The 22820-nt window shown below is 70.1% G+C and carries 18 protein-coding genes; 9 read left to right on the top strand and 9 right to left on the bottom strand.

All coding sequences use genetic code 11. The features are described 5' to 3' along the window. Positions 1–74: 74 nt before the first annotated feature. Both OV427_RS04375 and OV427_RS04370 read left to right on the top strand, forming a co-directional pair. Positions 75–929 (top strand): spermidine synthase, encoded by an 855-nt coding sequence (locus OV427_RS04375; protein WP_267854849.1) that lies wholly within the window; start codon positions 75–77, stop codon positions 927–929. 25 nt (positions 930–954) lie between these two features. Beyond that, positions 955–3558 (top strand): DEAD/DEAH box helicase, encoded by a 2604-nt coding sequence (locus OV427_RS04370; RefSeq protein WP_267854848.1) that lies wholly within the window; start codon positions 955–957, stop codon positions 3556–3558. A 29-nt stretch (positions 3559–3587) separates the two neighbouring features. Here OV427_RS04370 and OV427_RS04365 read toward each other — a convergent pair whose 3' ends face one another. Next, positions 3588–4160 (bottom strand): MarR family winged helix-turn-helix transcriptional regulator, encoded by a 573-nt coding sequence (locus tag OV427_RS04365; protein WP_267854847.1) that lies wholly within the window; start codon positions 4158–4160, stop codon positions 3588–3590. Positions 4161–4275: 115 nt separating this feature from the next. Between OV427_RS04365 and OV427_RS04360 the strand changes: the two genes are divergently transcribed. Continuing rightward, the gene (locus tag OV427_RS04360; RefSeq protein WP_267854846.1) at positions 4276–4812 is read left to right on the top strand and encodes a carboxymuconolactone decarboxylase family protein; all 537 of its coding nucleotides are present in this window, start codon (positions 4276–4278) and stop codon (positions 4810–4812) included. Between the two features lie 76 nt (positions 4813–4888). On the opposite strand, the gene OV427_RS04355 is transcribed toward OV427_RS04360, so the two are convergent. After that, positions 4889–5179, bottom strand: a complete 291-nt coding sequence (locus tag OV427_RS04355) for a hypothetical protein (RefSeq protein ID WP_267854845.1) — start codon at positions 5177–5179, stop codon at positions 4889–4891. Positions 5180–5396: 217 nt separating this feature from the next. Here OV427_RS04355 and OV427_RS04350 point away from each other — a divergent pair, with 217 nt between their 5' ends. After that, positions 5397–6164: a hypothetical protein gene (locus OV427_RS04350; RefSeq protein ID WP_267854844.1), complete on the top strand. Its 768-nt coding sequence runs from the start codon at positions 5397–5399 to the stop codon at positions 6162–6164. 72 nt (positions 6165–6236) lie between these two features. On the opposite strand, the gene OV427_RS04345 is transcribed toward OV427_RS04350, so the two are convergent. The 5 genes from OV427_RS04345 to OV427_RS04325 all read right to left on the bottom strand — a co-directional run bounded on the left by OV427_RS04345 (position 6237) and on the right by OV427_RS04325 (position 17569). After that, a complete protein-coding gene (locus OV427_RS04345; protein WP_267854843.1) occupies positions 6237–7124 on the bottom strand; it encodes an ATP-grasp domain-containing protein in 888 nt (295 codons plus the stop codon). A gap of 236 nt (positions 7125–7360) precedes the next feature. Next, positions 7361–11104 (bottom strand): beta strand repeat-containing protein, encoded by a 3744-nt coding sequence (locus OV427_RS04340; RefSeq protein WP_267854842.1) that lies wholly within the window; start codon positions 11102–11104, stop codon positions 7361–7363. A 38-nt stretch (positions 11105–11142) separates the two neighbouring features. Then, entirely contained in the window at positions 11143–14199 is a 3057-nt protein-coding gene (locus OV427_RS04335) for a WD40/YVTN/BNR-like repeat-containing protein (protein WP_267854841.1), read from the bottom strand. A gap of 71 nt (positions 14200–14270) precedes the next feature. After that, the gene (locus OV427_RS04330; RefSeq protein WP_267854840.1) at positions 14271–15095 is read right to left on the bottom strand and encodes a ceramidase; all 825 of its coding nucleotides are present in this window, start codon (positions 15093–15095) and stop codon (positions 14271–14273) included. Positions 15096–15136: 41 nt separating this feature from the next. Next, entirely contained in the window at positions 15137–17569 is a 2433-nt protein-coding gene (locus tag OV427_RS04325) for a PAS domain S-box protein (protein ID WP_267854839.1), read from the bottom strand. A gap of 155 nt (positions 17570–17724) precedes the next feature. Between OV427_RS04325 and OV427_RS04320 the strand changes: the two genes are divergently transcribed. From OV427_RS04320 to OV427_RS04300, 5 genes are all read left to right on the top strand, one after another. Further along, on the top strand, positions 17725–18054 hold the full coding sequence (locus tag OV427_RS04320) for an ArsR/SmtB family transcription factor (protein ID WP_267854838.1): 330 nt from the start codon (positions 17725–17727) through the stop codon (positions 18052–18054). Further along, positions 18047–18517: an SRPBCC family protein gene (locus OV427_RS04315; RefSeq protein WP_267854837.1), complete on the top strand. Its 471-nt coding sequence runs from the start codon at positions 18047–18049 to the stop codon at positions 18515–18517. Before OV427_RS04320 ends, OV427_RS04315 begins: the two co-directional genes overlap by 8 nt. Positions 18518–18566: 49 nt before the next feature. Then, a complete protein-coding gene (locus tag OV427_RS04310) occupies positions 18567–19787 on the top strand; it encodes a proprotein convertase P-domain-containing protein (protein ID WP_267854836.1) in 1221 nt (406 codons plus the stop codon). Between the two features lie 274 nt (positions 19788–20061). After that, positions 20062–21369 carry a hydroxyacid-oxoacid transhydrogenase gene (locus tag OV427_RS04305; protein ID WP_267854835.1) on the top strand — a complete coding sequence of 436 codons (1308 nt, stop codon included), beginning with the start codon at positions 20062–20064 and terminating at the stop codon, positions 21367–21369. Between the two features lie 23 nt (positions 21370–21392). After that, complete coding sequence (locus OV427_RS04300) at positions 21393–21824, top strand: acyl-CoA thioesterase (RefSeq protein ID WP_267854834.1); 432 nt, start codon at positions 21393–21395, stop codon at positions 21822–21824. Between the two features lie 43 nt (positions 21825–21867). Here OV427_RS04300 and OV427_RS04295 read toward each other — a convergent pair whose 3' ends face one another. Further along, positions 21868–22239, bottom strand: coding sequence for a DUSAM domain-containing protein (locus tag OV427_RS04295; protein WP_267854833.1), 372 nt, complete (start codon positions 22237–22239; stop codon positions 21868–21870). Beyond that, positions 22236–22742, bottom strand: a complete 507-nt coding sequence (locus tag OV427_RS04290) for a hypothetical protein (protein ID WP_267854832.1) — start codon at positions 22740–22742, stop codon at positions 22236–22238. The genes OV427_RS04295 and OV427_RS04290 overlap by 4 nt, the downstream gene beginning before the upstream one ends. Positions 22743–22820 lie beyond the last annotated feature (78 nt).

Genomic DNA, 22820 nt, shown 5'->3' with positions numbered 1-22820 from the left:
TGGCAAGAATCTGGTTGTGTCGACGACGCATGGAACGGCGAGGCGCTGCTCCGCGCGGCGGTGTCCGACGGCGCGTGCGGCTCCTGTCCCGTCAGGCCCGCGCGCTTGCCTGGCCGCGCACGGTGCTGCACGTGGGCAGGCCACCGGAGAGCCGGGTCATCGTGACCCAGGACGGAGCAGGTCGGCGCTACCTCCAGTTCGAGTGGGACGGCCCGTATCAGAGCGTGGTGGGGCAGGGCTTCCCGCTGCGCCTGGAGCTGCCCTACACGCAGGCGGTGGTCGCGGGGCTGGCCTTCGTGGAGGCGCCGCGACGCATCCTGGTCGTAGGCGTGGGCGGTGGCGCGATTCCCATGTTCCTTCGCGCCGTGTTGCCCAAGGCCCACATCGACGCGGTGGAGAGTGACGCGGGGATGCTGGACGTGGCGCGGCGCTACTTCGGCTTCCGTGAGGACTCAGCGCTCCAGTCACACGTGGCCGACGGGCGGCGCTTCATCGAGACGCCCGGCCCGTTGTACGACGTCATCATCCTCGACGCGTACGGCCCGCGCGGCATCCCCGGGCCCCTGGCGACGCGGCAGTTCCTCCTGGCGACGCGGGCACGGCTGGCCCCGGGAGGTGCGGTGGTGAGCAATGTCGTCCGCACACCGAATCCGTTCTTCCACGCCATGGTCCGCACCTGGCACGCGAGCTTCGCGCAGCTCCATGCCTTCGACGTGGAGGAGACGGCCAACTGCATCCTCGTGGCGCTGGCCCACCCGGAGAAGCTCGCGCGCGGCATGGTGAAGGCCCGCGCGGAGCGGTTGACGCGCTCGCGGGGCATTCCCTTCAGCCTTCGCGCGAGGGTGGCGCACTGGCTCGACGAGGCTCCCGGGGCTGCTGGGAGTGAACAGGCCATCCTTGAAGATCCTCCGAGTCCGGTTGCGCCCTGAGGGGCGCCGTGCGTGATTGTCCACCGTGAGGACTCCCACCGACCACTTCCTCCCGCCGGAGTCCCAGGCCGCGGCGGCACCGCGACGGGGGCGGGTGATTGTCATCGCTCCCACGCGGGCCGCCTGTGAAGCCATCGAGCTGGCCCTGGGGTTGCGGCTGGAGACGTGGCTGGAACGGCACCACGGCGCGCACGTGCGCGAGCTGGCGCGAGCCGGGAAGGGCTTTGGCATCGTCGCCGGCACAGGCACCGGGAAGACGCTCGCCATCCGTCCCATCGCGGAGGAAGTCGTCGGTGACGGGGGCCGGACGCCGCTGAAGGTCGGGGTGGTGAACCGCGAGCGCGAGGCGACGCCCGAGACGCCGGGCTGGAACGTGGTCATCGTGACGACGGGCATCGCCCGGCGCTGGTTCCAGCACGGCGACATCCAGTCGCAGGACATGCTCGTCATCGACGAAATCCACCAGACGTCGGCGGAGCTGGAGCTGTGCCTCGCGTTGGGCAAGCACGTGGGCTGCCGCTTCATCTGGCTGTCGGCCACGGTGGACCCCGCCTTCTACGTGCACTACCTGGACAGCGCCGAGGCCATCGAGGTCTCCGCCTATGACGCGGCGAAGGCGGCCCGTGTCCAGGTGGAGCGCAGGGAGCTGCTGGGGTTCCTGGACGCGGCCTTCTTCCGGGAGGTGGAGGCGGGACGGCGCGGCGTGGGCGTCTTCCTCCCCACGCGCGCGGCCGTGGAGCAGGTGGCCGCGCAGGTCCGCACGCGCTGGCCGCGCATCCACGCGGCGTACTACCACGGCGGGCAGCCCATCGGTGTCATCCGGCCCTTCCTGGAGGGGACGGCGCCCCGGCCGTACCTGCTCGCCATGACGGCTGCGGGGCAGAGCGCGCTCAACGTGCCGGGGCTCGACACCGTCGTCATCGACGACACGCGCTTCGCCAACGTCGTCGCGCAGGGGCGCAACGTGCTCACGCGCGTCTACCTGGGGAACAACGAGCTCCTCCAGATGGCCGGGCGCGTCCACGGCCGCGTGGAGGGAGGGCGCGTCTTCATCCTGAGCGACCGCGACATCGACTTCTTCGCGCTCCGTCCCACGACGCCCGAGTTCCAGCTCGCCGGAGACTCGGAGCGCGTCGCGCTCACCGCCGCCGCGCTGGGCATCCGCGCGGATGCGCTGGACCTTCCCGTGCCGCTGGACCGCGACGCCTATGCGGAGGCACTCCAGCGGTTGCAGGCGCGCAACATCGTCGATGCGCAGGGGCGGCTCACCGCGTACGGGCGGGCCGTGGAGGCGCTCCCGGTGGAGCGGGCCTGGGCGGAGCTCATCGTCAACGCGGAGGACGCGCTGCTGCCCGTCCTCGCGGTGTGCAGCGCCATCGAGTCCCTGCACCGGATGACGCAAGGGGAGCGCGACCTGGACGGAGTGCTCGTCCCCGGGAGCGACCACCTCACTGTGTACAACCTGTATGCCGAGGCGTACCGGGAGGCGGGCTCCGTCGGTGAGGTGTACGGGCTGCCGCGCCACGTGTTCGACGCGGGGGCGCTGGCGCGGTGGGCCGAGCGGCGCGGTGTGCTGGTCAAGGCCATTGAGGATGCGGCGCTCGCCATGGCCAGTGTCTACCGGAGCGTGGGCGTGGACCTGCCCTCGCGGATGCCGCAGGCCGAGAAGGATGTCCTCCTGCGCTTCACCGGCCTGCTCGCGTGCTTCATGCCGTTCGACGTCGTCATCGACGAGCTGACGGCGGAGGGCGAGCCCGTGCGCATCTCGAAGACGAGTGTGTGCGGGAGCTTTGGCGCGGTGGCCGGCTCCATCCGCTACTTCGCCGACCGCTCCGGCACCACCCAGGCTTCCATCGAGGGGACGCAGGTCCCGCTCGACCTGCTGCGCCGGTACGCGTGGCGCGGTGAGCCAGTGGTTGCCTACGACGCGAGGCGCGACTCGCTCGTGCTGGAGCGGAGTCTGGAGCACTCCGGCTTCGAGCTGGACCGCGAGGTCGAGGTGCTGGACGCGTGGGGGCCGGAGCTGGCCGGACAGGCCCGGCATGCGCTCGCGGAGGCCCTGGCGAAGGGCGAGGCGCACCACCCAGAGGCGCAGCGCAACCTGCCGCGCGTCGAAGAGGTGCGCGAGGTGTGGCGCCGCTCGGGAGGGCAGACGCCCGGGCTCGAAGTCCCGGAGCTGACTGCGCGTTACGAGGCACTGCTCGACGGTGTGGACTCGATGAAGGACTTCCTCGCGCGCCCGTTGGCGCTCGACGTGGAGTCGCTCGTGGCACCCGACGTGCGTGCGCGGTTCATGGCTCTACCTGCTGGAGCCTTCGTGCGGGAGCAGGCGGTGCCGCTCGTCTACGACGTGGAGTTGGACGAGGAGGGGATGCCCCACGGCGTGGTCTGGCTGGACCTGCCGGAGAAGCTGGCGCGGACCCTGGTGGAGGAGGAGCTCCCGCCGTTCGACAGGCCGGTGCGCTTCCGGGTGCGCCGTGGCCGCCGCGGCTTCGTTCACGGCGACACCCTGTATGACCTGCAGGACCAGCTCGACCTGCCCTGGACGTCCGACGAGCTGGAACAGGCGGGCGAGGGTGGCCACGGGCGCACGGCGGGGCGTGCGCCACGACGACACGGGCGGCGATGACGCAGGGGCCTCCTCGCTGAGCGCGCGCTTCAGTGGCCCGGGGGAACGGCCTCGTGCTCCCGGCACATCAGCACGCTGTCCTCGCGCGAGAGCGGCTCCTGGGTCATCCCGCAGCGGAAGCGCCCCGGGCCCTCCCGCCGGAAGTGCTTGCAGGTGGAGCACGCCCCGAAGCTCCGCTGGGCATTCGCCGCCTGCACGCCGCGCAGCAGCCCGGTGAGAGCCTCTTCGAGCGCCTCGCCCCCGCCCGGCAGTCCCGCGAGCGCCTGTTTGAAGAGCGCCGGGGGAATGGCCTCCTTCAGCACCGTGCGCCCGGCGTCCGTCAGGTGCAGGTGGACGACGCGGCGGTCCTCCGTGTCCGCCTCCTTCCGCAACAGCCCCTTCTCCTCCAGCAGCAGGAGCGTCTGGGACACCGTGCCCTTGGTGAGCCCCAGGTACTCCGTCAGAGCCGCGGGCGTGTTGCTGTAGCGGTTGCACGACTGCAGGTAGCGCAGCGCCTGGAGGTGCACCGGCTGCAGCCCATGGCGCAGCCCCGCTGCCCGCTCCTCCGTACGCAGCAGGTTCCCGAGGCGCTCGAGCAGCGCGTAGAGGCGGTCGACAGCCATGAAGAGAAGGTATCGGGACGATACCGACTTGACAAGCCAGGAGGTCCGACGCATTTAGTATCGAGTCGATACCAATTTGACCTGCCGCACCACCCGCTGTCCCCGGAGCCACGCCATGACCACGCCCACCATCTCCCCTGTCACCGCCGCCAACACGCCCGCGGCGTCCGAGCCCACGCTCGCCGCCGTGAGGGCGAAGTTCGGCACCGTCCCGAAGATGTTCTCCACCTTCGCGCACTCTCCGGCGGCGCTGGAGGCGGTGGCGGGCTACTTCAACGCCATGGGGGGCGCGAAGCTGTCGCCGCGCACGCAGGAGGCCATCGCCATCGCGGTGGCGGAGCTGAACCACTGCACCTACTGCCTCTCCGCGCACACGGCGCTGGCGAAGGGGCATGGAGTGAAGGCGGATGAGCTGAGTGGCTTCCGCACCGGTCGCTCGACGGACCCGCGCGAGCAGGCCATCCTTGACCTGGCCGTCGCCATCGCCCGCACGCGGGCCGCGGACGTGGGCCCGCAGCTTGCCCAGGCGCGCAAGGCGGGGCTGAGTGACGCGGAGCTGGTGGATGTGGTGGCCGCCGTCGCCCAGAACGTGCTCACCAACTACCTCAACGTCGTGGCCGGCACCGAGGTGGACTTCCCTCGCGTCGCCTGAGCCGCGAAGGCCGGACCCGAAGCGCCGCGTCGACACGTGGCGCTCCGGTACGTGCCTTGAAGCCCGTGCCCCTAGCCTACCAGGGGCAGTCCTGGACGTTGAAGTCCTGGTAGAAGGGCGCCGCCTGCCAGTTCCCGTAGACGAAGGCGCTACCCTCTCCGCAGTAGCACTCCCACCGCCCGGTCATCGTGGTGAACCCGGGGTCGCTGTAGAATTGGCGCGTGAAGGACTGACCGTAGCAGGACGGCAGCTCGTCCTTCCGGGTCTCGAGGTTGGACTGCGCACCCGTGGCGTCATCGACCCCGCAGCCCCCCACCAGCAGCCCCACGGCCAACAGCAATCCGCTCACCCCTGTGCTGATTTGCATTTGCGCTCCCGGCTTCATCCCAGAGGGAGGATTCCCTCGAAAAGGATGGAGCCGACGAGTCGGGGAATGATGCATTACGACGACCAGCACGGAGTGAGACGGTCTGAATTCATTCGCCGGTTCCGCGTCCAGACCTCTGTCGGGTCCGCGGGGCGAGAGGGGCGAAGGGCGCGGGGCGCGATCGAGAGTTCTTCACCTCAGAAGGCAGGCCTCTCCCATGAAGCTGTATTGGTCGTTGCTGGGTGCTCTCATCGGAACCCTCGTGGGTTGTTCTGAAGCTCCCTCTCCGGAAGAGCCTGGCGCTCCGGAAGCGGAGGAGCTCATCCCGGGCCGGCCGGACTTCGAGTTCTCCACCGTGACGGGCCCCTCCGAGCTGTCACCGAGAGCGAGGGGGCCGCTGCGGGCGTTGCTCTGCAATCGGGGCGACACCGATGGCAGCACCGAGGTCTCCTTCTACTTCTCCTACAGCAACACCTTCGAGCCGTTCGACAAATGGGTGGCCACGACCGAGCCGATCTTCGTGCGTGCGGGGGCCTGCCAGGACGTGAGCACGTTGGTGGCGAGGCCGGATGTCCCGGATGGGAGCTATCACCTGGTCGCGCTCGCGGATGTGGACCTGCGGGTCAGCGAGGGCCGGGAGGGCAACAACGCTCGCGTGGGGGTGGGCTCATTCCACGTGGACTTCCATGCGCCGCCCCGGCCGGTACTGAAGTGGGTGTCCAGCGAGTACTCCACGGGGAACATGGTCCTGGAGGTCACCTCAGAGATGAACGACCTCGTCTACGTCTACAGCGGCGAGAGCTGCGAGGGCATGCCGGTGGCGGAGTCGATCGTCACCTCGCAGTCCTACTGCTACATGCCGATTGATCTGTCGGGCACTCCGTCGAGCAGCTACTCGGTCAAGGTGGTCGATTTCGTCGACAACGCGTCGCCGTGCAGCACCATCCTCGCCCCGGGTGGCTACGGCACGGTCGAAGACGAGTGACCGTGCTTCATGATGTTGGGGACAGCTCATGGGGGCGGTTTGTCAGCCGCCCGGAAATCGCCGTGCGCCCGGCTACCCGGCCCGGAGGAGCGCCGCGAAGAGCTCTCGCGGGTCCAGGCTGGGAGGCAGGCCGGAGACGCCGCCGTCATTCACCTCGACGACGGCCCAACCGCCGTCCTCCAGCATGGCGACGTCCAGGGTGAAGAAGCGCGCGTCGATTCGCCGGCCGAGCGGCTCGAAGGCGGTGAAGTCGGGCACCTCCACGTCGAAGTCATGGTACGGCTCGGCGGCGAGCAGGCGGCCCCGCCCGAAGAACAGCCGGAACTCCAGGTGCGCGGGACCGGCGGGCGTCCGGCCGAAGGTCTTCAGCGGAAGGTAGCGGCGCACCACGAAGCCGCGCTCGAAGCGGTCCCCGCGCTCCTCGAGCAGGTTGGCGCAGGTGCGCTCGAAGTCCTCGCGCGTGGCGCCGGCCGGGACGAAGCAGGCCTCCGCCCAGCGCTCCTTCGCCGACTTCACGTGGTCCTTCACAATCCACGGCGCCGGTCCGAGCGCCTGCGCCGCATGCCACGCCTCCGTCGCGTTCGTCCCCTCAATCCACACGGAGCGCGCGGTGTAGGGCGCGAGGCGCGGGTACCAGTTCGGCAGGTAGTGCGCCGCGGCGTACTGCTCCGGCGTCGTCATCAACTGGTGGCCCATGTCCGAGACGGCTTCGTCGAGCGCGGCGTACTCTTCCTCGGTGAGCATCCACCCCCGGTAGAGCAATTGGAGCTCGCCCCGCTCCGGCACGGCGGCCAGCGCGCGGGAGGCATTGCCGGACAGCAGGGTCCAGAGGTCGACCTGGTACGTGTCGATGCCGAGCGCCTCGGCGGCCTCCGCCTCCACGTCGAACGTGTCGTGCTGGTGGGGATTGCGCCCGAAGAGGATGGCATGGGCGCGACGCGGGTTTCGGGAGGAGGACATCCACGAGCCTTTCGTCAGGGGTGGCGGCAGCGGGCTCATCCGACGGTGCCGCGTGCGGGTCCTGACGCGACCTTCCCAGGCACACGGTGTGCGCCAGCGGGCGGTCTCTCGTGATTTCGCGTCCTCTTCCGGAACAGACGGGGGCGAACGGTGGAAGCTGACGAAGCGGCCCTTCCGGGCCAGTGCCCGCGTCCCGGAAGGCGCCGTGGGGCGGCTTCCGGGACGGGGATGGAGCGCTACTGGACCTCGAGTCGGCCGATGGCGAACCCGCTGCCATCCACGATGTCGGTGCCGAGCCTGTCACGCAGCAGCGCGCGGAACTTCGGCCCGAGCGCCGCGCCGTCGAACACCACGCCCGAGTTGGCACCGGGCCGGATGGCCAGTTGCACGGTGTAGAGGACCGAGCCCGTCGGAATGGCCGAGTCGGTCGTCACCGCGCCCTCACCCGCGGCCTTCTGGCTCTGACCGGTGGTGAGCAGCCCCGCCAGCGGGCCGGTCGCCGGCAGCTTGCCGTAGGCGGCCGTGGGGTTCTGTCCCGCGGGCAGCGCCGCGCCCGGAATCATCAGCGAGCCACCGGCCTGCACGAGGCCCGTGTCCAGCGGCAGGTTCATGCCCACCGAGTAGCCCGTGAGGTCCTCCCGCGCCACCAGGTCCAGCACCACGGTGGTGTTCGTGGAGGCCGGGTTGCGCACCAGGGCAATCCGTCCCGCGGACACGGGGTCCACGTAGACGAGCCGCGTGCCCGCCACCACCGCGTCGAAGGCCGCGCTGGTGGCCCCCAGCAGGCCCGGTGCGCTCACGGTGAGGGTGTAGCCGTTGCCGCCCGCGCTGACGGTGAGGTCGGCGAAGGAGGCGACGCCACCGGAGGCGGCCACGGTGAGCGTGCCCGCCAGCGTGGCGCCGGACGGGTTGTTGCCCAGGGCCACGGTGATGCTGTCCGAGGCGCTCGTGACGGTGTTGCCGAAGCCGTCCTGCACCGCCACCTGCACCGCCGGGCTGATGGGCACGGCAACGGAGGAACGGGAGGGCTGGACGGTGAAGACCAGCCGGTTCGCCGCGCCCGCCGTGACGTTGAAGGCGGCGCTGGTGCCGGCCGTCAACCCCGTGGCGCTCGCGGTGAGCGTGTAGCCCGTACCCGCGCGGGCCAGCGACACGCCCGGGAAGGTGGCCACTCCGTTGACGGCGCTGACGACGGTGGTGCCCGACAGGGTGGCCCCGGACGGGTTGTTGCCCAGGAGCAGGGTGATGCTCGCGGTGGAGCCCGTCACGGTGTTGCCACCGGCGTCCTGCACCGCCACCTGCACGTCCGGGTTGAAGGCCGCGCCCGCGGAGGTGTTGCCTGGCTGGACGATGAAGGCGAGCCTGCTGGCCGCACCCGCCGTCACGTTGAACGCGGTGGACGTCGCGCCCGTCAGGGACGGCCCCGAGGCCACCAGCGTGTAGCCGGTGCCCAACTTGTCCACGGTGATGTTGGCGAAGGTGGCCACGCCGCTGACCGTCGTCACGGGAGTGGTGCCACCCAGCGTCGCGCCGGTGGGGTTGTTGCCCAGGGCGATGCCCACCGAGACGGCCGGTGTCGTCACCGTGTTGCCGAAGTCGTCCTGCACCGTCACCCTCACCGAGGTGGCGAAGGGGGTGCCCGCCACGACGTTCGTCGGCTGGGTGGTGAAGGCGAGCTTGCTGGCCGCACCCGCCGCCACGTTGAAGAGGGCGGACGTGTTGCCGGTGAGGCCCGGCGAGGCCGCTGCGAAGCGGTAGTTGTTGGCGACCTTGTCCAGCGTGAGGCCGGGGAAGGTGGCTACGCCATCCACCGCATTGACGGTGAGGGTGCCGCCGAGAGTGGAGCCGCCCGGGTTGGCGGACAGCGACAGGGTGATGCTCGCGGTGGAGGCCGTCACGGTGTTGTTGAAGGAGTCGCGCACGCTCACCTTCACCGACGGGGTGATGGCCACGCCCGCAGTCACCACGTTGGGCGGATTCGTGTCGAAGGCCAGCGACGCGGCCGGACCCGACGTCACGTTGAAGGCCGCGCTGGTGCCGGTGGTGAGGCCCGTGGCGGCCGCCGTGAGGGTGTAGCCGGCGCCCGTCTTGGTAATGGACAGCCCGGAGAAGGTGGCCACGCCATTCACCGCGCTCACCGTCTTCGTCCCGTTGAGGATGCCTACGCCCGGGTTGGTGCCGATGGCCACGGTGATGCTGTTCGTCGCCGTCGTCACGGTGTTGCCCGCCGCGTCCACCACCCGCACCGTCACCGCCGGGGTGATGGCGCTGCCGGCCGCCACGTCCGAGGGCTGCACGCCGAAGGCGAGCCGCGTGGGCGTGCCCGGCACGACGTTGAACGCGATGGAGGTGGCGGTGATGCCCGGCGCGGAGACGGAGAGGGTGTAGCCGTTGCCTGCCCGGTCCACTCCGACGCCCGTGAAGGTGGCCACGCCGTTGGTGGCGCTCACCGACACCGTGCCGGTGAGCGAGGCCCCCGTGGGGTTGTTGGCCAGCGAGAGTTGGAGCGTCGCCGTGCTGGACGTCGCCGTGTTGCCGAAGGCGTCGCGCAGCGTGACGGCCACCGGCGGGTTGATGGCGGCGCCCACCACCGACAGCGAGGGCTGCGTGGTGAAGGTGAGCACCCGGGCCTCGCCCGGCGTCACGTCGAAGGGCTGCGTGGTGATGGAGGCCAGCCCCGCGGACGTGGCCGTCAGCGTGTAGCCCGTGCCCACCTTCCGCAGGGACAGCGCGCTGAAGCGGGCAACGCCGGCCACAGCATCAACTGTGAGGGTGCCCTGGAGCGTGTCACTGGTGGGGTTGGCGGCGAGCGCCACCACCACGGAGCCCGTGAAGCCGGTGGCGAGGTTGCCCTTCGCGTCGAGCGCTGTCACCTCCACCGCCGGAGCGATGCTGACACCCGCCGCCGTGCTCGAGGGCTGCACGCGGACGGCGAGCTGCGTGGCCGGACCGCCGACGATGTCGAAGGTGCTGGAGGTGGCGCCTTCCAGCGAGGTGCCAGACGCGGTGAGTGTGTACGTGCCCACCTTGTCCACGGTGAGGTTCGCGAACGTGGCCACACCCGCCACGGCCGCCACGGTGGCGGTGCCGGACAGCGTGGCGCCGGAGCCGTTGGTGCCGAGCGCGACGGTGATGCTGTCGGTGGCGCCGGTGGCGGTGTTGCCGTGCGCGTCCACCAGCCGCACCTGTACCGCCGGGGCGAGCGTCGCGTCCACGGCCGCCGAGGCGGGCTGCGCGACGAAGGCCAGCGACTTCGCCTTGCCCGGCTTCACGCGGAACGCGGCGCTGGTGACGGGCTCCACGCCCGGTGCGCTGGCGACGAGGGTGTAGCCCTCACCGGCCTTGTCGAGAGACAGCTCGGGGAAGACCGCCACGCCGTCCGTGGTGTTGGCGGTGAGCGTGCCGGAGAGGGTGCCGCCCTCGGGGTTGGCGCCCAGCGCCAGCGTGACGGGCATGCTCATGGGCACCGGGTTGCCGGCTGCGTCGCGCACCGTCACGCGCACGCTCGGGGAGAAGGTGCCTCCGGCCTCCAGCTCGCCGGGCTCCTGCGTGAAGGCCAGGTCATGCGCCACCACGGGGGCGGCGGTGATGGTGAAGGGCTGGCTCGTCGCGGACTCCAGGCCCTGGGCTCGCGCGACGAGCGTGTAGCCCTCGCCCGCCTTGTCCAGCGCGAGCGTGGAGAAGGTGGCCACGCCCTGGGCCGTCGCTGCCGGCGTGGCGCCGGTGAGGGTGGCGCCCGAGGGGTTGGCCTCCAACGACAGCGACACCGTCACCTGCGTGCCGGGGACGACAGCCCCTTCCGCGGTGACGACGGACACCTTCACCGCGGGGGCGATGGCGGCGCCCGCGACGGCTGGCGAGGGCTGCACCGTGAAGGCCAGCCGCTTCGCCACCGGCTGCTCGGGAGGCTTGGATTCGCCGCAGCCCGTCAGGATGAGGGCGCCGGTGAACAGCACGAGCGCCAGGTTCTTCAGGCTCAAGGGAGACATCTCCAGGAAGGGGGAGTGGGAGGCGCGGCTCACGGGCGGCCTCCGATGCGGTTGAGCAGCTCGGTGAGGTCCGCGGAGTCGGTGCCGTTCACCGTGCCGGTCAGGTCGGTGTTCCAGTCGTAGTAGGGCTGGGCCGTGGTGGACGGGTCCGTGCCCAGGCGGCTGGCGGCGGCCGCGAGGTCCACGAAGTCCAGCTGCTGGTCCCGATTCCAGTCACCGTTGCCGTTGACGCCCTTCTCGGCGGTGGCGGACGGGTAGATTTCCCACAGGCCGCGCCCGAAGGTGGACACGCGCATCATCGAGCCGGTGCGGCTGATGAACATGTCCGTCACCTTCGCGAGTGGGAAGCCCTTGCCGAAGCGCTCCCACGTCTGGCCGGCGTCGGTGGAGCGGTACACGCCCAGCTCGGTGCCCACGTAGAGCGTGTTGTTGGTCAGGTCCGACGGGTCGTACCGCACCACGTCGATGCCCACGTTGGGCAAATCAAGGCCGGTGCCGTTGCCGTGCAGCGGCGCCCACGTCGCGCCGCGGTCCTGGGTGATGAAGAGGTGGCCCAGGGCGTCCGGCACCACGGAGAGGTTGTCGTTGGTGATGGGCGCCGCGCTCGCCGCCACATACACGTCGCCAGGACTCCTTCCCGCCGGCGTGGTGGGCGGGAAGGCCACCTGCGTCGTGTAGATGACCTGCTCGTTGGGAGCGATGGTGCCGTTGCCGTTGACGTCGAAGCCCAGCACGCTGCTCTGCGTCCAGGTGCAGCTGGTGGTGGTGCCCTGGCAGTTGCTGGTGACGTAGAAGCGGCCGCCGCTCACGGACACGCCGTACAGGCCGTCCTGGTTGGCGGACGCGGAGAGCAGGCGGGTGTAGCCGCTGAGGCAGGGGCTGATGGCCTGCCACGCGCCGGTGCCACTCACCCGGTGGACGGCGGTGTCGGTGGCGGTGAGCACCGTGTTGGCGTTGGGGCTGGCCGGCGCGAGCGCGTAGCGCATGATGAACGGCTGGCCATCGGTGAGGGCACAACCGGAGCGGGGTGTGGCGTCCTTCGTGAGCCACGCCGAGCCGGAGTTGCAGTTGCTGTTGGCGGCGGTGGGGATGCAGTACTCGCGCTCGCCGTTGACGCTCGCCCAGTAGATGGTGGCGCCCGTCGCCGCGTCCTTCGAGGCCGCCGCGCCGAAGCCGTCACCGCCGATGACCTGGTTGAAGGTGGTGGAGGAGGCGCCCGCGGCCGGGTCTCGGAAGCGCGTGCCGTTGTCCTGCAGGCCCGTGTAGGCCACGTACGGGTTGCCCGTGGCCGGGTCACCCGAGGCCACCGAGTAGCTCAGGTGCGTGACGATGCCGCGATTCTGCCCGTCCCACACCACCTGCGGCGGCGTGGCGTTGAAGAGGTTGCGCGAGACGAAGAGGCCACCGTCCGTGCCGGCCATGGCCACGTACCCGGTGGCGGTGCGGACGATGAGCGCCCGGTGCCAGTCCGCGTGCACGTAGTCCAGCGCGCCGCCCGTCACGTTGCCGTAGCCGCTGCTGGGCAGCCAGTGGGAGACGTTCTCCCAGGTGGGCGAGGCCGCCAGGCCGTTGGTGGTGCGCAGGCCGCAGAGCATGCCGCCCACGAGGACGTTGTTGTCGTTCCCCGGGTCCACCGCCAGCGCGGCGTTGTACCAGGACTGCTGGTCGTTCACGTTGACGGTGCCGCAGTCCCGGGAGCCGCCCACGGCGTTGGTGCGGTTGGAAATCGTGCCGGTGGCGGCCGTCCAGTTGTCACCCGAGTTGATGGAGCGCCAGTACCCCACGCCCGTCGGGGCGTTGTACTCGTCCTGGTTGCCGAGCTGCGCGTACACCACCGTCACTGGAGGCACGGCGCTGGACGGCGTGCCCGCGGCCAGGGTGATGCGGCCCACGGCGGTGGTGGGCATGGTGCCCGCACCCTTGCGTGAGGTCCACGTCGCGCCCGCGTTGGTGCTCGTCCAGATGTCGCCCGGGTTGCCCGCGGCGCAGTCCGTGTTCGTCAGCTGGCCGTAGCCCGCCTCCGGCGGCAGCGAGGCGGCGCTGCACGCGTACGTGCCGCTCAGGGCCCAGCGGCTCACGCCGTTGACGGCGCCCGTGTAGACGATGGTCCACACGCTCTCCGCTCGCTGGACGGTGCCCGAGTTGGGCAGGTCCACCAGGCTGAAGCTCGCGCCAGCGTCGGTGGAGCGGAACAGGCCCACCTCGGTGCCCACCAGCACGACGTTGGGGTTGGCGGGGTCCACCTTCAGCGCGCGGATGCGCAGCGCCTTGACGGACATGCCGCCGGAGCCCGCGGGGTACTGGCCGGACAGGCGCGCCGGCGCGCCCCAGGTGGCGCCGCCGTCCTGCGTCTTCACCACGTGGCCGCCCGGCGTGTCCACGAAGTCACCCGCGCCCACGTAGAGCGTCTCGGGGTTCGTCGGGTCCAGGTCCATGGCGCCGATGGCCAGGTTGCCCAGCGTCTCGCTCACTGGGTACCAGGACGGGGTGGCCGCGCCGAAGTTGAACGTCTTCCACAGGCCGCCGCCGCTCGTGGCCAGGTACACCACCTGCGGGTCCACCGGGTGGACGGCGATGCCGGAGATGCGGCCCGAGTCCACCTCGTTGTAGTTGGTGCCGTTGTATTCGAAGTTGGCGTTGGTGGGCCCCAGGTTCACCCACGACTGGCCGGACACCACGGCCTTGTTTGCACCGGACGGCGCCGAGAACCAGTCCCACGGCGCGGGCGGGCGGGGCAGCAGCGCGTCCCAGCGCTTCGCCTCCGCATGGGCCACGCGCGCGCGGTGCTCCATCACCTCCGCGGTGGGTACGCCCCACATCATCCGCGCTGCAATCTGGCGGCGCATCGGGTCGTCGCCGTCGGCCTCGTGCTCCTCGGTCTCCGTCTCGCCGCGCGAGGCCGCCAGCTCGCGCAGCACTTCCGGGGTGGCCTCGCCCGCGCTCGGGTCATGGAGGAAGTGGGCGAACGTCGTGCGCGCGTTCCGATTCTTCCAGCGCTTGTACGCGCTGGCGCCGGAGGGCACGGCCACGACCGCGACCACCGCGACCGTGGAGGTCGCGATGAGCCACCGATAACGCTTGAGCAATGAAGGCCTCGTGTAGGGAGAACGAAGCCGTACTCTCCGGCCTGGGCGGCCGAAGCGTCAACTGGGCGGCATTAGTGTGCCGTGGCTGTACGGGTTTCCTTGACTCCAGGTATGTGGGACAGGCCCTGGACGCGGGGAATCCCCCCGGCGGCGGAGGCCAGTCGCGGCTGCCGGCCGAGCGTCGCCAGCCGGTCATGGGCGATGACGAGCAGCAGCGCGTAGAAGCCGCACGAGACGAGCACGTGCCACCACGCGTGGAACTGCGGGTTGGGGAAGCCGTGGGCGGGGAGCGTCCCGTTGAGGGTGGGGCAGAACTGGATGTCGCTCAGCCAGAGGACAATCGCGAGCGCATAGGCGGCGATGCCGAGCCGGAACAGTCGCTTCACCTTCGCGTCCGGGCTGCGGCGCTGGAGGAAGTACGTGCGGCCGAGCGCGTAGAACTCGAGCGACGCGAAGCTCACCTGGAAGAGGAAGAACTGCGCCGTGCCGCGCGTGAAGGCCGTCAGGTACGTCACCAGCACGGCATGTCCCACGAGCAGCAGCGGGAGCCAGTTCCCGAAGCGCCGCTGGGGCCGGTCCTCCAGCAGGATGTAGACGATGACGATGGCCAGGTAGAGCATCGGCAATTCGTCGAGCATCTGGAACTCGCGCAGCAGCGTCGCGTGGAAGGCGGTGCTGCCCACGCCGACGACGGAGAGCAGCCCGAAGGCGAGGAGGAAGCGGCGCTCCAGCACGTGGCGGTGGAGGACGATGCCGAGCAGGCCCACGAGCACCAGCACCAGGCTGGAGGCGGAGTTGAACAGCTCACCGACGTGGAAGAGGTGCTGGTAGTTCGTCTCGCACCAGTCCACCGTCGAGGTGCTCGGGCCCCAGAAGCCCACCGTGGATGACGACATAGGGCGCGGGACGGTACCTGGGGGCGGGTGGGGCGTCCAGGCTACTCGGGCTGCCGCCGGGGCAGCTCGACGATGAACGTCGCGCCCGCGTCCGGCTCGCTCTCCACGCGAATCGTCCCGCCGTGGGCCTCCACGAGCTGCCGGGTGATGAAGAGCCCCAGCCCGAGCCCGCCGAAGTTGCGGGAGGCGGCGCGCTCGAAGCGCTCGAAGATGCGCGCCTGGGACTCGCGGGGGATTCCCACGCCCTGGTCCGCGACGAGCAGCCGTGCCCGCTCCGCGTCGCGCGTCACCTCCACTCGGATGGGCCGGCCCGCGCCGTACCTCATCGCGTTCGTCAGGAGGTTCAGCAGCACCTGCTCCAGCCGGAGCCGGTCCCACCACCCCACCACCGGCTCGCCGGCCACCAGCGTGAGCGCGCAGTCCGTCCGCTTCAATTGCTCGCGCACGTGCGCCACCACGCCGCGTGCCAGCTCGGACAAGTCCAGCTCCTCCAGACGCAGGGCAATCCGGCTGTCGTCGATGCGGGACACGTCGAGCAGGTGCTCCACCAGGTGCGTCAGCCGCTTCAGTTGCTCGTCGAAGACCTCCAGCATGCCGGAGACCTTGAGCGCGAGCTGGGGGCCGTCATGGGGGCGCGAGAGCGTCCGCTCCATCTGCTGGGCGCGCAGCTTCATGGAGGTCAGCGGCGTCTTCAGCTCGTGCGAGGCGATGGAGAGGAACTCGTCACGCGTGCGGATGGACTCCTGGGCCTTGGTGTAGAGCTGGGCATTGTCGATGGCGAAGGCCGCCCGGCGTCCCAGCTCCTCCACCAGCGACAGCTCCGGCAGCGCATCCGCGAGGTCCGACTGCGCGGAGACCAGCGACAGCACGCCCAGGATGCGGCCTCGCGCCCGGAGCGGCACGCTGAGGGACGGCCGGTCCTGGAGCGGACGCAGCGCCAGCCAGCGGGGCGCCTCCAGCGCCTCCGGCGACAGCATGCCCCGCGACTCGCGCGACGCCTCCGAGCGGCCGGTGGACATCACCCACGAGGGGCCCCGGGCGGCGTCCGGGGCCGGAGGGTGGAGTTGGAGGAACTCACGCACCTGGAGGGCCAGCTCGGGCGAGCTGTCGGCGATGGCCACGGGCCGCAGCGACGCGTCCTCGCCCGGCATGAAGACGACACAGAGGTCCGCGAGCGTGGGCACCGCCAGTTCGGTGACGCGCTGGAGCGTGGCGGCCACGTCGAGCGACGTCACCAGCTCGCGGCTGGCCTCGGCGAGGAAGCGCTGCGCCACCTCCGCCTGCTTGCGCTCGGTGATGTCGGTGGAGATGCCGCACAGCGCGTACAGGTGGCCCGAGGAGTCGATGAGGGGGAACTTCTGCGTGAGGAAGGTGTGGAGCCCATCGTCCTGGGGGATGCGCTCCTCGCGGACCAGCGACTCGCCGGTCTGGATGACTTCCTGGTTCGTCTGGTGCAGCGGTTCGGCGAGCGCCTTCCCGAAGACGTCGTACGCGCTCTTCCCGGCGACCTCCTGCCGCGTGCGGTGGAAGAGGCGCTCCCACTGGCGGTTCACGAAGATGTAGCGCTCGCGGGGGTCGAGGAGGAAGAAGACGGTGGGCGCGTTGTCGAGGATGGCCCGCAGCCGCTTCTCGCTTTCCAGCAGGGCCTCCTCCACCCGCTTCCGCTCCGTCACGTCGATGAGCACGGCGAGGGAGCGGGTGACATTCCCCCCGGTGTCGCGCTCCGCGATGGCGGACAGGAGGACGTCGATGAGCTCACCGCCCTTCTTCACCATCCGGTACGGGACGTCCTTGCACGCGCCCGTCCTGAAGTACTCGGGCAGGACGACGTCACGCGCGTACCGGCGGGACTCGGGCGTCATGAACTCCACCGAGGAGCGGCCGATGACCTCCTCCCGCTTGTAGCCCATCGTGGACAGCCAGTAGTCGCTCACGCTGATGAGCCGGCCCTCGCGGTCGATGGAGTGCATCATCACCGGCGTGCTGCTGTAGAGAGAGCGGTATTGCTCCTCGCCCTTTCGCAGCCGGTCCAGGGCCCGCTTGAAGCGGGTGACGTCGTTGAAGACGGAGACGCCGCCCCGGAGCATGCCGGCCCCGTCCCGGACGGGCCGGGCGCTGACGAGCAGCCAGGCTCCCGCGGGCCTGGCCGGGCTGCGCATGTAGATTTCCGCCTGGTTGACGTCCTCACCCCGGATGGCGCGGGCCATGGGCAGTTGCTCGGCGGGGTAGGGCGTCTGCGTGTCGGGCAGGTAGAAGCCGTAGATGTCCGGCCACTGGGGAAGGGGGGCGTCCGTCATCCCGGTACCGAGGATGCTCTCCGCCATCGGATTGAAGAGCTGGAAGTAGCCGTGCTCGTCCGCCACCACCACCCCTTCGCTGATGCTGGCGAAGACGGACTCGAGGACCCGGGACTGCTTCCGGAAGTCTGCGTCGATGCAGGCCGGATCCTCGGGACTGTCACGCAGGCGGGCCATGGAGCGGTTGGACAGGGAGGTCGCCTCCCAGCGTCTACGGTGCGGACGGCCGGGCCCTCCGCCAACCCGGGACGTGCGCGCCGCGCGGGGCTCGACTGGCTGGTGCGCGGGTGGCTTGACATGCAACCTACGGGTTGCGTATTGAAGGGGTGTGGATGAGCAATGACCTGGACGGGGTGTTCAAGGCGCTCGCGGACCCGAGCCGGCGGCTGTTGCTGGATGCGCTGTTCGAGCGCAACGGGCAGACGCTGGGGGAGTTGTGCGGGCAGTTGGACATGACGCGGCAGGCGGTGACCAAGCACCTCGTGGTGCTGGAAGAGGCGCAGCTCGTCGCAGTCGTGTGGCGGGGGCGCGAGAAGCTGCACTACCTGAATCCGGTGCCCATCCACGCCATCGCCGAGCGGTGGATTGGCAAGTTCGAGCGCCAGCGTCTCACCGCGCTCGGTGACCTCAAGAAGGCTCTGGAGGAGGACAACGATGCGTAGGCCCAGCTTTGTCTATGTGCTGTACATCGCCACGACGCCGGAGAAGCTCTGGAGCGCCCTCACCGACGGAACGCTCACCCGCGAGTACTGGGGGGGCCGTCAGGTGGAGTCCGACTGGAAGCCAGGCTCTCCGGTGCTCTGGCGCAAGCTGAATGGCCAGCACGACGTGGGGCGGGCCCGGGTGGTGGAGGCCACGCCGCCCCAGACGTTGGTGCTGGACTGGACGACGCAGCCGGAGGCGGGCGCGCCCGTGCCGCCAGCCACCCGTGTCACCTTCAGCATCCAGCCCGCGGGGCCGAAGAACGTGAAGCTCACCGTCATCCACGACGAGTACGAGCCGGGGAGCGTCGTCGGGGAGGACGCGCGCCAGGGGTGGTCCGCCATCCTCTCAAGTCTCAAGACGTACCTGGAGACGGGCGAGGCGCTCGACATCTCCAAGCGCTTCGCGGCGGAAGGGCACTGACGCGAAGGCCATGATTGGGTCCGTCGGACTCATGATGTACACGGAGGCCATGACCTCCAGACTCTCCCGCTTCTTCGCCGTGTCCGTGGGGCTTCCCGCCCTGCTCAGCTGTGGGGCCCCTCCTTCCGGTGGCGAGCCCACCGCCTCCGCCCTGGTGTCGTCCCAGGCGCAGGCGCTCGCCGACAGCACGCCCGCCGCGACGGGCGTGCTGGCGTTCCTCAATGACAATTCCACCACGCTCAGCGTGCTGGACAACGACGTGCCGCTGAACGCGCTCGCCGCGCAGAATCTGATTGCCTGGCGAAAGGGCCCCGACGGCATCGAGCACACCGCGGATGACCGCCGCTTCGTCTCCATCGCCCAGGTGGACGCGGTGCCGTACGTGGGCCCGGCCGCGCTCGCGGACCTGGAGTGGTACGCCAAGGGCACCGGCCGCGTGACGGGACTGCCGCTGGATGCGCTGGTGGGCAACTTCGACGGGCTCGACTTCACCGTGGCCGAGGCCCGCCGCGCGCTGAAGGCCGCCAACACCGAGAGCGGCCCCACGCTGACCGCCTCCGGCATTCCGGCGCTCGCGGTGCAGGACATCCTGGCCGCGCGCCCGCTCTTCAACCTGGTGAAGCTGTCCCGGCTGACCCACGTGGACTTCACCGCGCTCCAGGGCCTCAAGGCGATGACGGCGCTGGCCCCCGAGGGCGACCCGTGCACCGGCGCGGGCACCTGCCAGGCAGGGCTCGTCTGCGAGGGCCGGCCGAATGATGGCTCCAGCAACTTCGGCCGCTGCATCAACACCGCCCCCATCCCCGGGGACGGTGACACCTGCTCCGTCTTCGTGCCGTGCCAGGCAAAGCTCGCCTGCCATGCCGTCCCGTCCGGCTATCCCGAGGGCTGGTGCCGGCCCGCGTGGATGACGGGGGAGTTCACCCGCTACGCGGACGTGTCGCTGCCGTCCACCACCGCGCCGGTGGAGTCCACCGTCGCCGTGGTGGGACTGGCCACGGTGCCCGAGGACATCCTCGTGGAGCTGGACCTGGTGCACACCGCGCCCCACCGGCTGGTGCTGACGCTGGTGGATCCGGGCGGTGACTCCGCGCTGCTGTGGGACGGGCCGAACGAGGGCACGCCTCCGTCGCTCATCTCCGTGACGCGGGGAATCTCTCGCGACGCCTCCATCAACGGGCGCTGGCTGCTGCGCGTCACCAACCCCTCGGGCGTCGGCAGCGGCACGCTGCGCTCGTGGAAGCTGAAGCTCAACAGCCGCTGGGACTGATGTGACGTCTCGGTCCGGCCCAGGCACATGGGCCGGACCGCTCGGCGCGTGCTCGCTCCGCGAACAGTCGGCGGCCGAGCCAGAAGAGGAGGGGAATTCCGACGAGCAGGACGTGAGCCGGGATGCAGTCCACGGCGAGCGTCGTGGCCGGAAACCCACCGTCATTCCGCCAGGCGGAACGAGCGGGTCGACCGGGTGTCGTTCCCCGCATCTGGACAGCCCTGGCCGGGTGGCGCGCTGTAGATTGCGCTCGCAACCGGTTCAGGAGGACGTGATGGGCTGCTGCCACTACCACCCCGTTGGCGAGGGCTGCGACGGCGCCTTCACCGTGGACACGTCCCGGGTCACCTTCGGGCGCGGCTGTCTCGCGGAGTTGGGGGACCGGGCCCGGGCGCTGGGGATGAAGCGCGTGGCGCTGTTCTCCGACGCGCGCGTGGCGCGGCTGCCCTTCTTCGAGAAGGCCCGCCAGTCGCTGCTCAGCGCCGGGCTGGACGTGGTCGTCTTCACCGACGTGCACGTCGAGCCCACGGACAAGTCCTTCCTGGACGCGGCGCGCTTCGCGGCGGAGGTGAAGCCGGACGGCTACGTGTCGCTGGGAGGCGGCTCGGTCATCGACACGTGCAAGGCCGCCAACCTCTATGCCACGCACCCCGCGGACCTCCTCACGTACGTCAACGCGCCCGTGGGTGCGGGCAAGCCGGTGCCCGGTCCGCTCAAGCCGCACATCGCGTGCCCCACCACGTCGGGCACGGGCAGCGAAGTGACGGGCATCACCATCTTCGACCTGCTCTCCCTGTCCGCGAAGACGGGCATCGCGTCGCCCGCGCTGCGGCCCACGGAGGCGCTCATCGACCCGGACTGCACCGCGAGCCTGCCCGGTGAAGTCGTGGCCGCCAGCGGGCTGGACGTGCTCTCCCACGCGCTGGAGTCCTATACCGCGAGGCCCTATGTGCGCCGGCCCGCCCCCGCGCGGCCGAGCCTCCGGCCCATGAGCCAGGGTGCCAACCCATGGAGCGACCTGGGCTGCCGCGAAGCCCTGCGCCTGATGGGGCTGTACCTGGAGCGCGCGGTGAAGGACGCCACGGACACCGAGGCCCGCGAGCAGACGATGTGGGCCGCCACGCTCGCGGGTATCGCCTTCGGCAATGCGGGCGTCCATGCGCCGCATGGCATGGCGTACGCGGTGGCCGGGCTGGTGCGCGACTTCCGGCCCTCGGGTTATCCCGAGGAGGAGCCCCTGGTTCCGCATGGCATGGCCGTCATCGTGAATGCGCCCTCCGTGTTCCGCTTCACGGCGGAGGTCAGCCCCGAGCGACACCTGGAGGCCGCGCAGGGCCTGGGCGCGGACACGCGGGGTGCCCGGCCGGAGGACGCGGGCGAGGTGCTCGCCCGGGAAGTCATCCGCATCATGCGCGCGGTGGGCATGCCGAACGGGCTGGGCGGGGTCGGCTACACCGAGGCGGACGTCGCGGCCCTCACGGAGGGCGCCTTCCCCCAGCAGCGCCTGTTGCAGAACGCGCCTCGCGAGATGAGCCGGCCGGTGCTCACGGACCTGTTCCGACAGGCGCTGCGCTACTGGTAACCCACCGGGAGGAGGCCACCACCGTGTCCGAGGTCGAGTCCGACGAGCGCTACCGTTACTTCCTGCCCATCACCACGCGGTGGATGGACAACGACGTCTACGGCCACATCAACAACGTCACCTACTACAGCTACTTCGACACGGTCGCGAACCACTACCTCATCCACGAGGGCGGCCTGGACATCCACACCGCGTCCATCATCGGCCTGGTGGTGGAGTCGAAGTGCTCGTACCGCGCGCCACTCGCGTACCCGGACCGGCTCCGCGCGGGGCTTCGCGTGGACAAGCTCGGCAATCGCTCCGTCACCTATGGCATCGGCATCTTCAAGGAGGGCGAGGCGCAGGCTGCGGCCCACGGGTACTTCGTGCACGTCTTCGTGGACCGCCAGACGCGCAAGGCGGTGGCCATGCCGGAGCGTTTGCGCGAAGCGCTCGCACGCATCACCATCTGCTAGAGATTGCACGTTGTGACTTCCCCGCGCACCGGCCTGCTTCATGTCACGGAAGTCTGGCCAGTTCGCTCTGCGCGGTGCGCCGGTAGAGGGGAACCACTTCCACGGCGAGCACCTCCTCGAGCGCCCTGCGGGCACTTGCCAAATCCCCCTTCGCCTCATGCTCATACGCTGCAAGGAGCGCATCGCCCAGTCGTCGCGAGCCTACGAAGATGCGGCGCCGCATCTCTCGGACCAGGTCGGTTGTCCCAGCGAGTGACAGCATCGCCGCCTCTGCATCTTCGCTACTGAACGCCAGCGTGGGAGCGACTCGTCGCAGCAGGTCACCCAGGTCGCTGCTCATGGACAGGGGCTCCCCGCGCTTGAGTTGCGCGTACAATTCGAGCACCCGGTCCCAATCGTGGGGCTGTTCAGTCATCGTTCCTCACCTCTGCAAAGGTGGAAGGGCCACTGCTTCTGCCCCTGGCACCAGCGCAGGCAGTCATGGCAGTTGCCCACCCATGCACGTTGCTTGCACGCGACGTAGAGGTTGATGCATTGGTCCCGCCATCCTTCATTCGGGTCATCCTCTTCTTTCTCCTCGGCAGCTTCCGTGGCCTTGAGCATGCCAAGAATCAGAGTTGCGTCTGTTGAATTGAGCCCGCATGCCTGAGGGTTGCCGACGTGCTTCTTCACGCAGCAGCTCACAGTGTTGTCGGTGGGGCCGCAGTTCGCCACCAGGCTGGGCCGGCCAGCGCTGCAGCCCGAGGTGAGTCCGATAAGCATCGTGACGCAGGCACAGAAGTCGAGTCTGGTCAGAATGTGCTTGGCGTAAATGATCATGGAAAACCGAGCTGCAAGATGGTGCGAGCCCTCGCTTCCGCCTCTTTCGCCTTCGCGCTCCACGTACTGGAGATATTGCATCGCCACGCCGACGAGCATCGGACTTTTGCGGCCAGGGGCACATCCCGTCTGTTCGGCATCTCAGGCAATCGACGTCCTGCGCGTCCCGCACTACAA

The organism is Pyxidicoccus sp. MSG2 (assembly GCF_026626705.1).
In the GTDB taxonomy this organism is placed as follows: Bacteria; Myxococcota; Myxococcia; order Myxococcales; family Myxococcaceae; genus Myxococcus.
The sequence above is the reverse complement of the archived record's forward strand: the minus strand, read 5'-3'. Positions and strand labels throughout refer to the sequence as shown.

What these genes read in the sequence shown, in the direction of transcription:
- OV427_RS04310 (WP_267854836.1), top strand. Translation starts at nt 18,567, where the DNA reads ATGACCTCCAGACTCTCCCGCTTCTTCGCCGTGTCCGTGGGGCTTCCC.
- OV427_RS04320 (WP_267854838.1), top strand. Translation starts at nt 17,725, where the DNA reads ATGAGCAATGACCTGGACGGGGTGTTCAAGGCGCTCGCGGACCCGAGC.
- OV427_RS04365 (WP_267854847.1), bottom strand. Translation starts at nt 4,160, where the DNA reads ATGGCTGTCGACCGCCTCTACGCGCTGCTCGAGCGCCTCGGGAACCTG.
- OV427_RS04355 (WP_267854845.1), bottom strand. Translation starts at nt 5,179, where the DNA reads ATGCAAATCAGCACAGGGGTGAGCGGATTGCTGTTGGCCGTGGGGCTG.
- OV427_RS04325 (WP_267854839.1), bottom strand. Translation starts at nt 17,569, where the DNA reads ATGGCCCGCCTGCGTGACAGTCCCGAGGATCCGGCCTGCATCGACGCA.
- OV427_RS04295 (WP_267854833.1), bottom strand. Translation starts at nt 22,239, where the DNA reads ATGACTGAACAGCCCCACGATTGGGACCGGGTGCTCGAATTGTACGCG.
- OV427_RS04305 (WP_267854835.1), top strand. Translation starts at nt 20,062, where the DNA reads ATGGGCTGCTGCCACTACCACCCCGTTGGCGAGGGCTGCGACGGCGCC.
- OV427_RS04360 (WP_267854846.1), top strand. Translation starts at nt 4,276, where the DNA reads ATGACCACGCCCACCATCTCCCCTGTCACCGCCGCCAACACGCCCGCG.
- OV427_RS04290 (WP_267854832.1), bottom strand. Translation starts at nt 22,742, where the DNA reads ATGCTCGTCGGCGTGGCGATGCAATATCTCCAGTACGTGGAGCGCGAA.
- OV427_RS04345 (WP_267854843.1), bottom strand. Translation starts at nt 7,124, where the DNA reads ATGTCCTCCTCCCGAAACCCGCGTCGCGCCCATGCCATCCTCTTCGGG.
- OV427_RS04350 (WP_267854844.1), top strand. Translation starts at nt 5,397, where the DNA reads ATGAAGCTGTATTGGTCGTTGCTGGGTGCTCTCATCGGAACCCTCGTG.
- OV427_RS04330 (WP_267854840.1), bottom strand. Translation starts at nt 15,095, where the DNA reads ATGTCGTCATCCACGGTGGGCTTCTGGGGCCCGAGCACCTCGACGGTG.
- OV427_RS04315 (WP_267854837.1), top strand. Translation starts at nt 18,047, where the DNA reads ATGCGTAGGCCCAGCTTTGTCTATGTGCTGTACATCGCCACGACGCCG.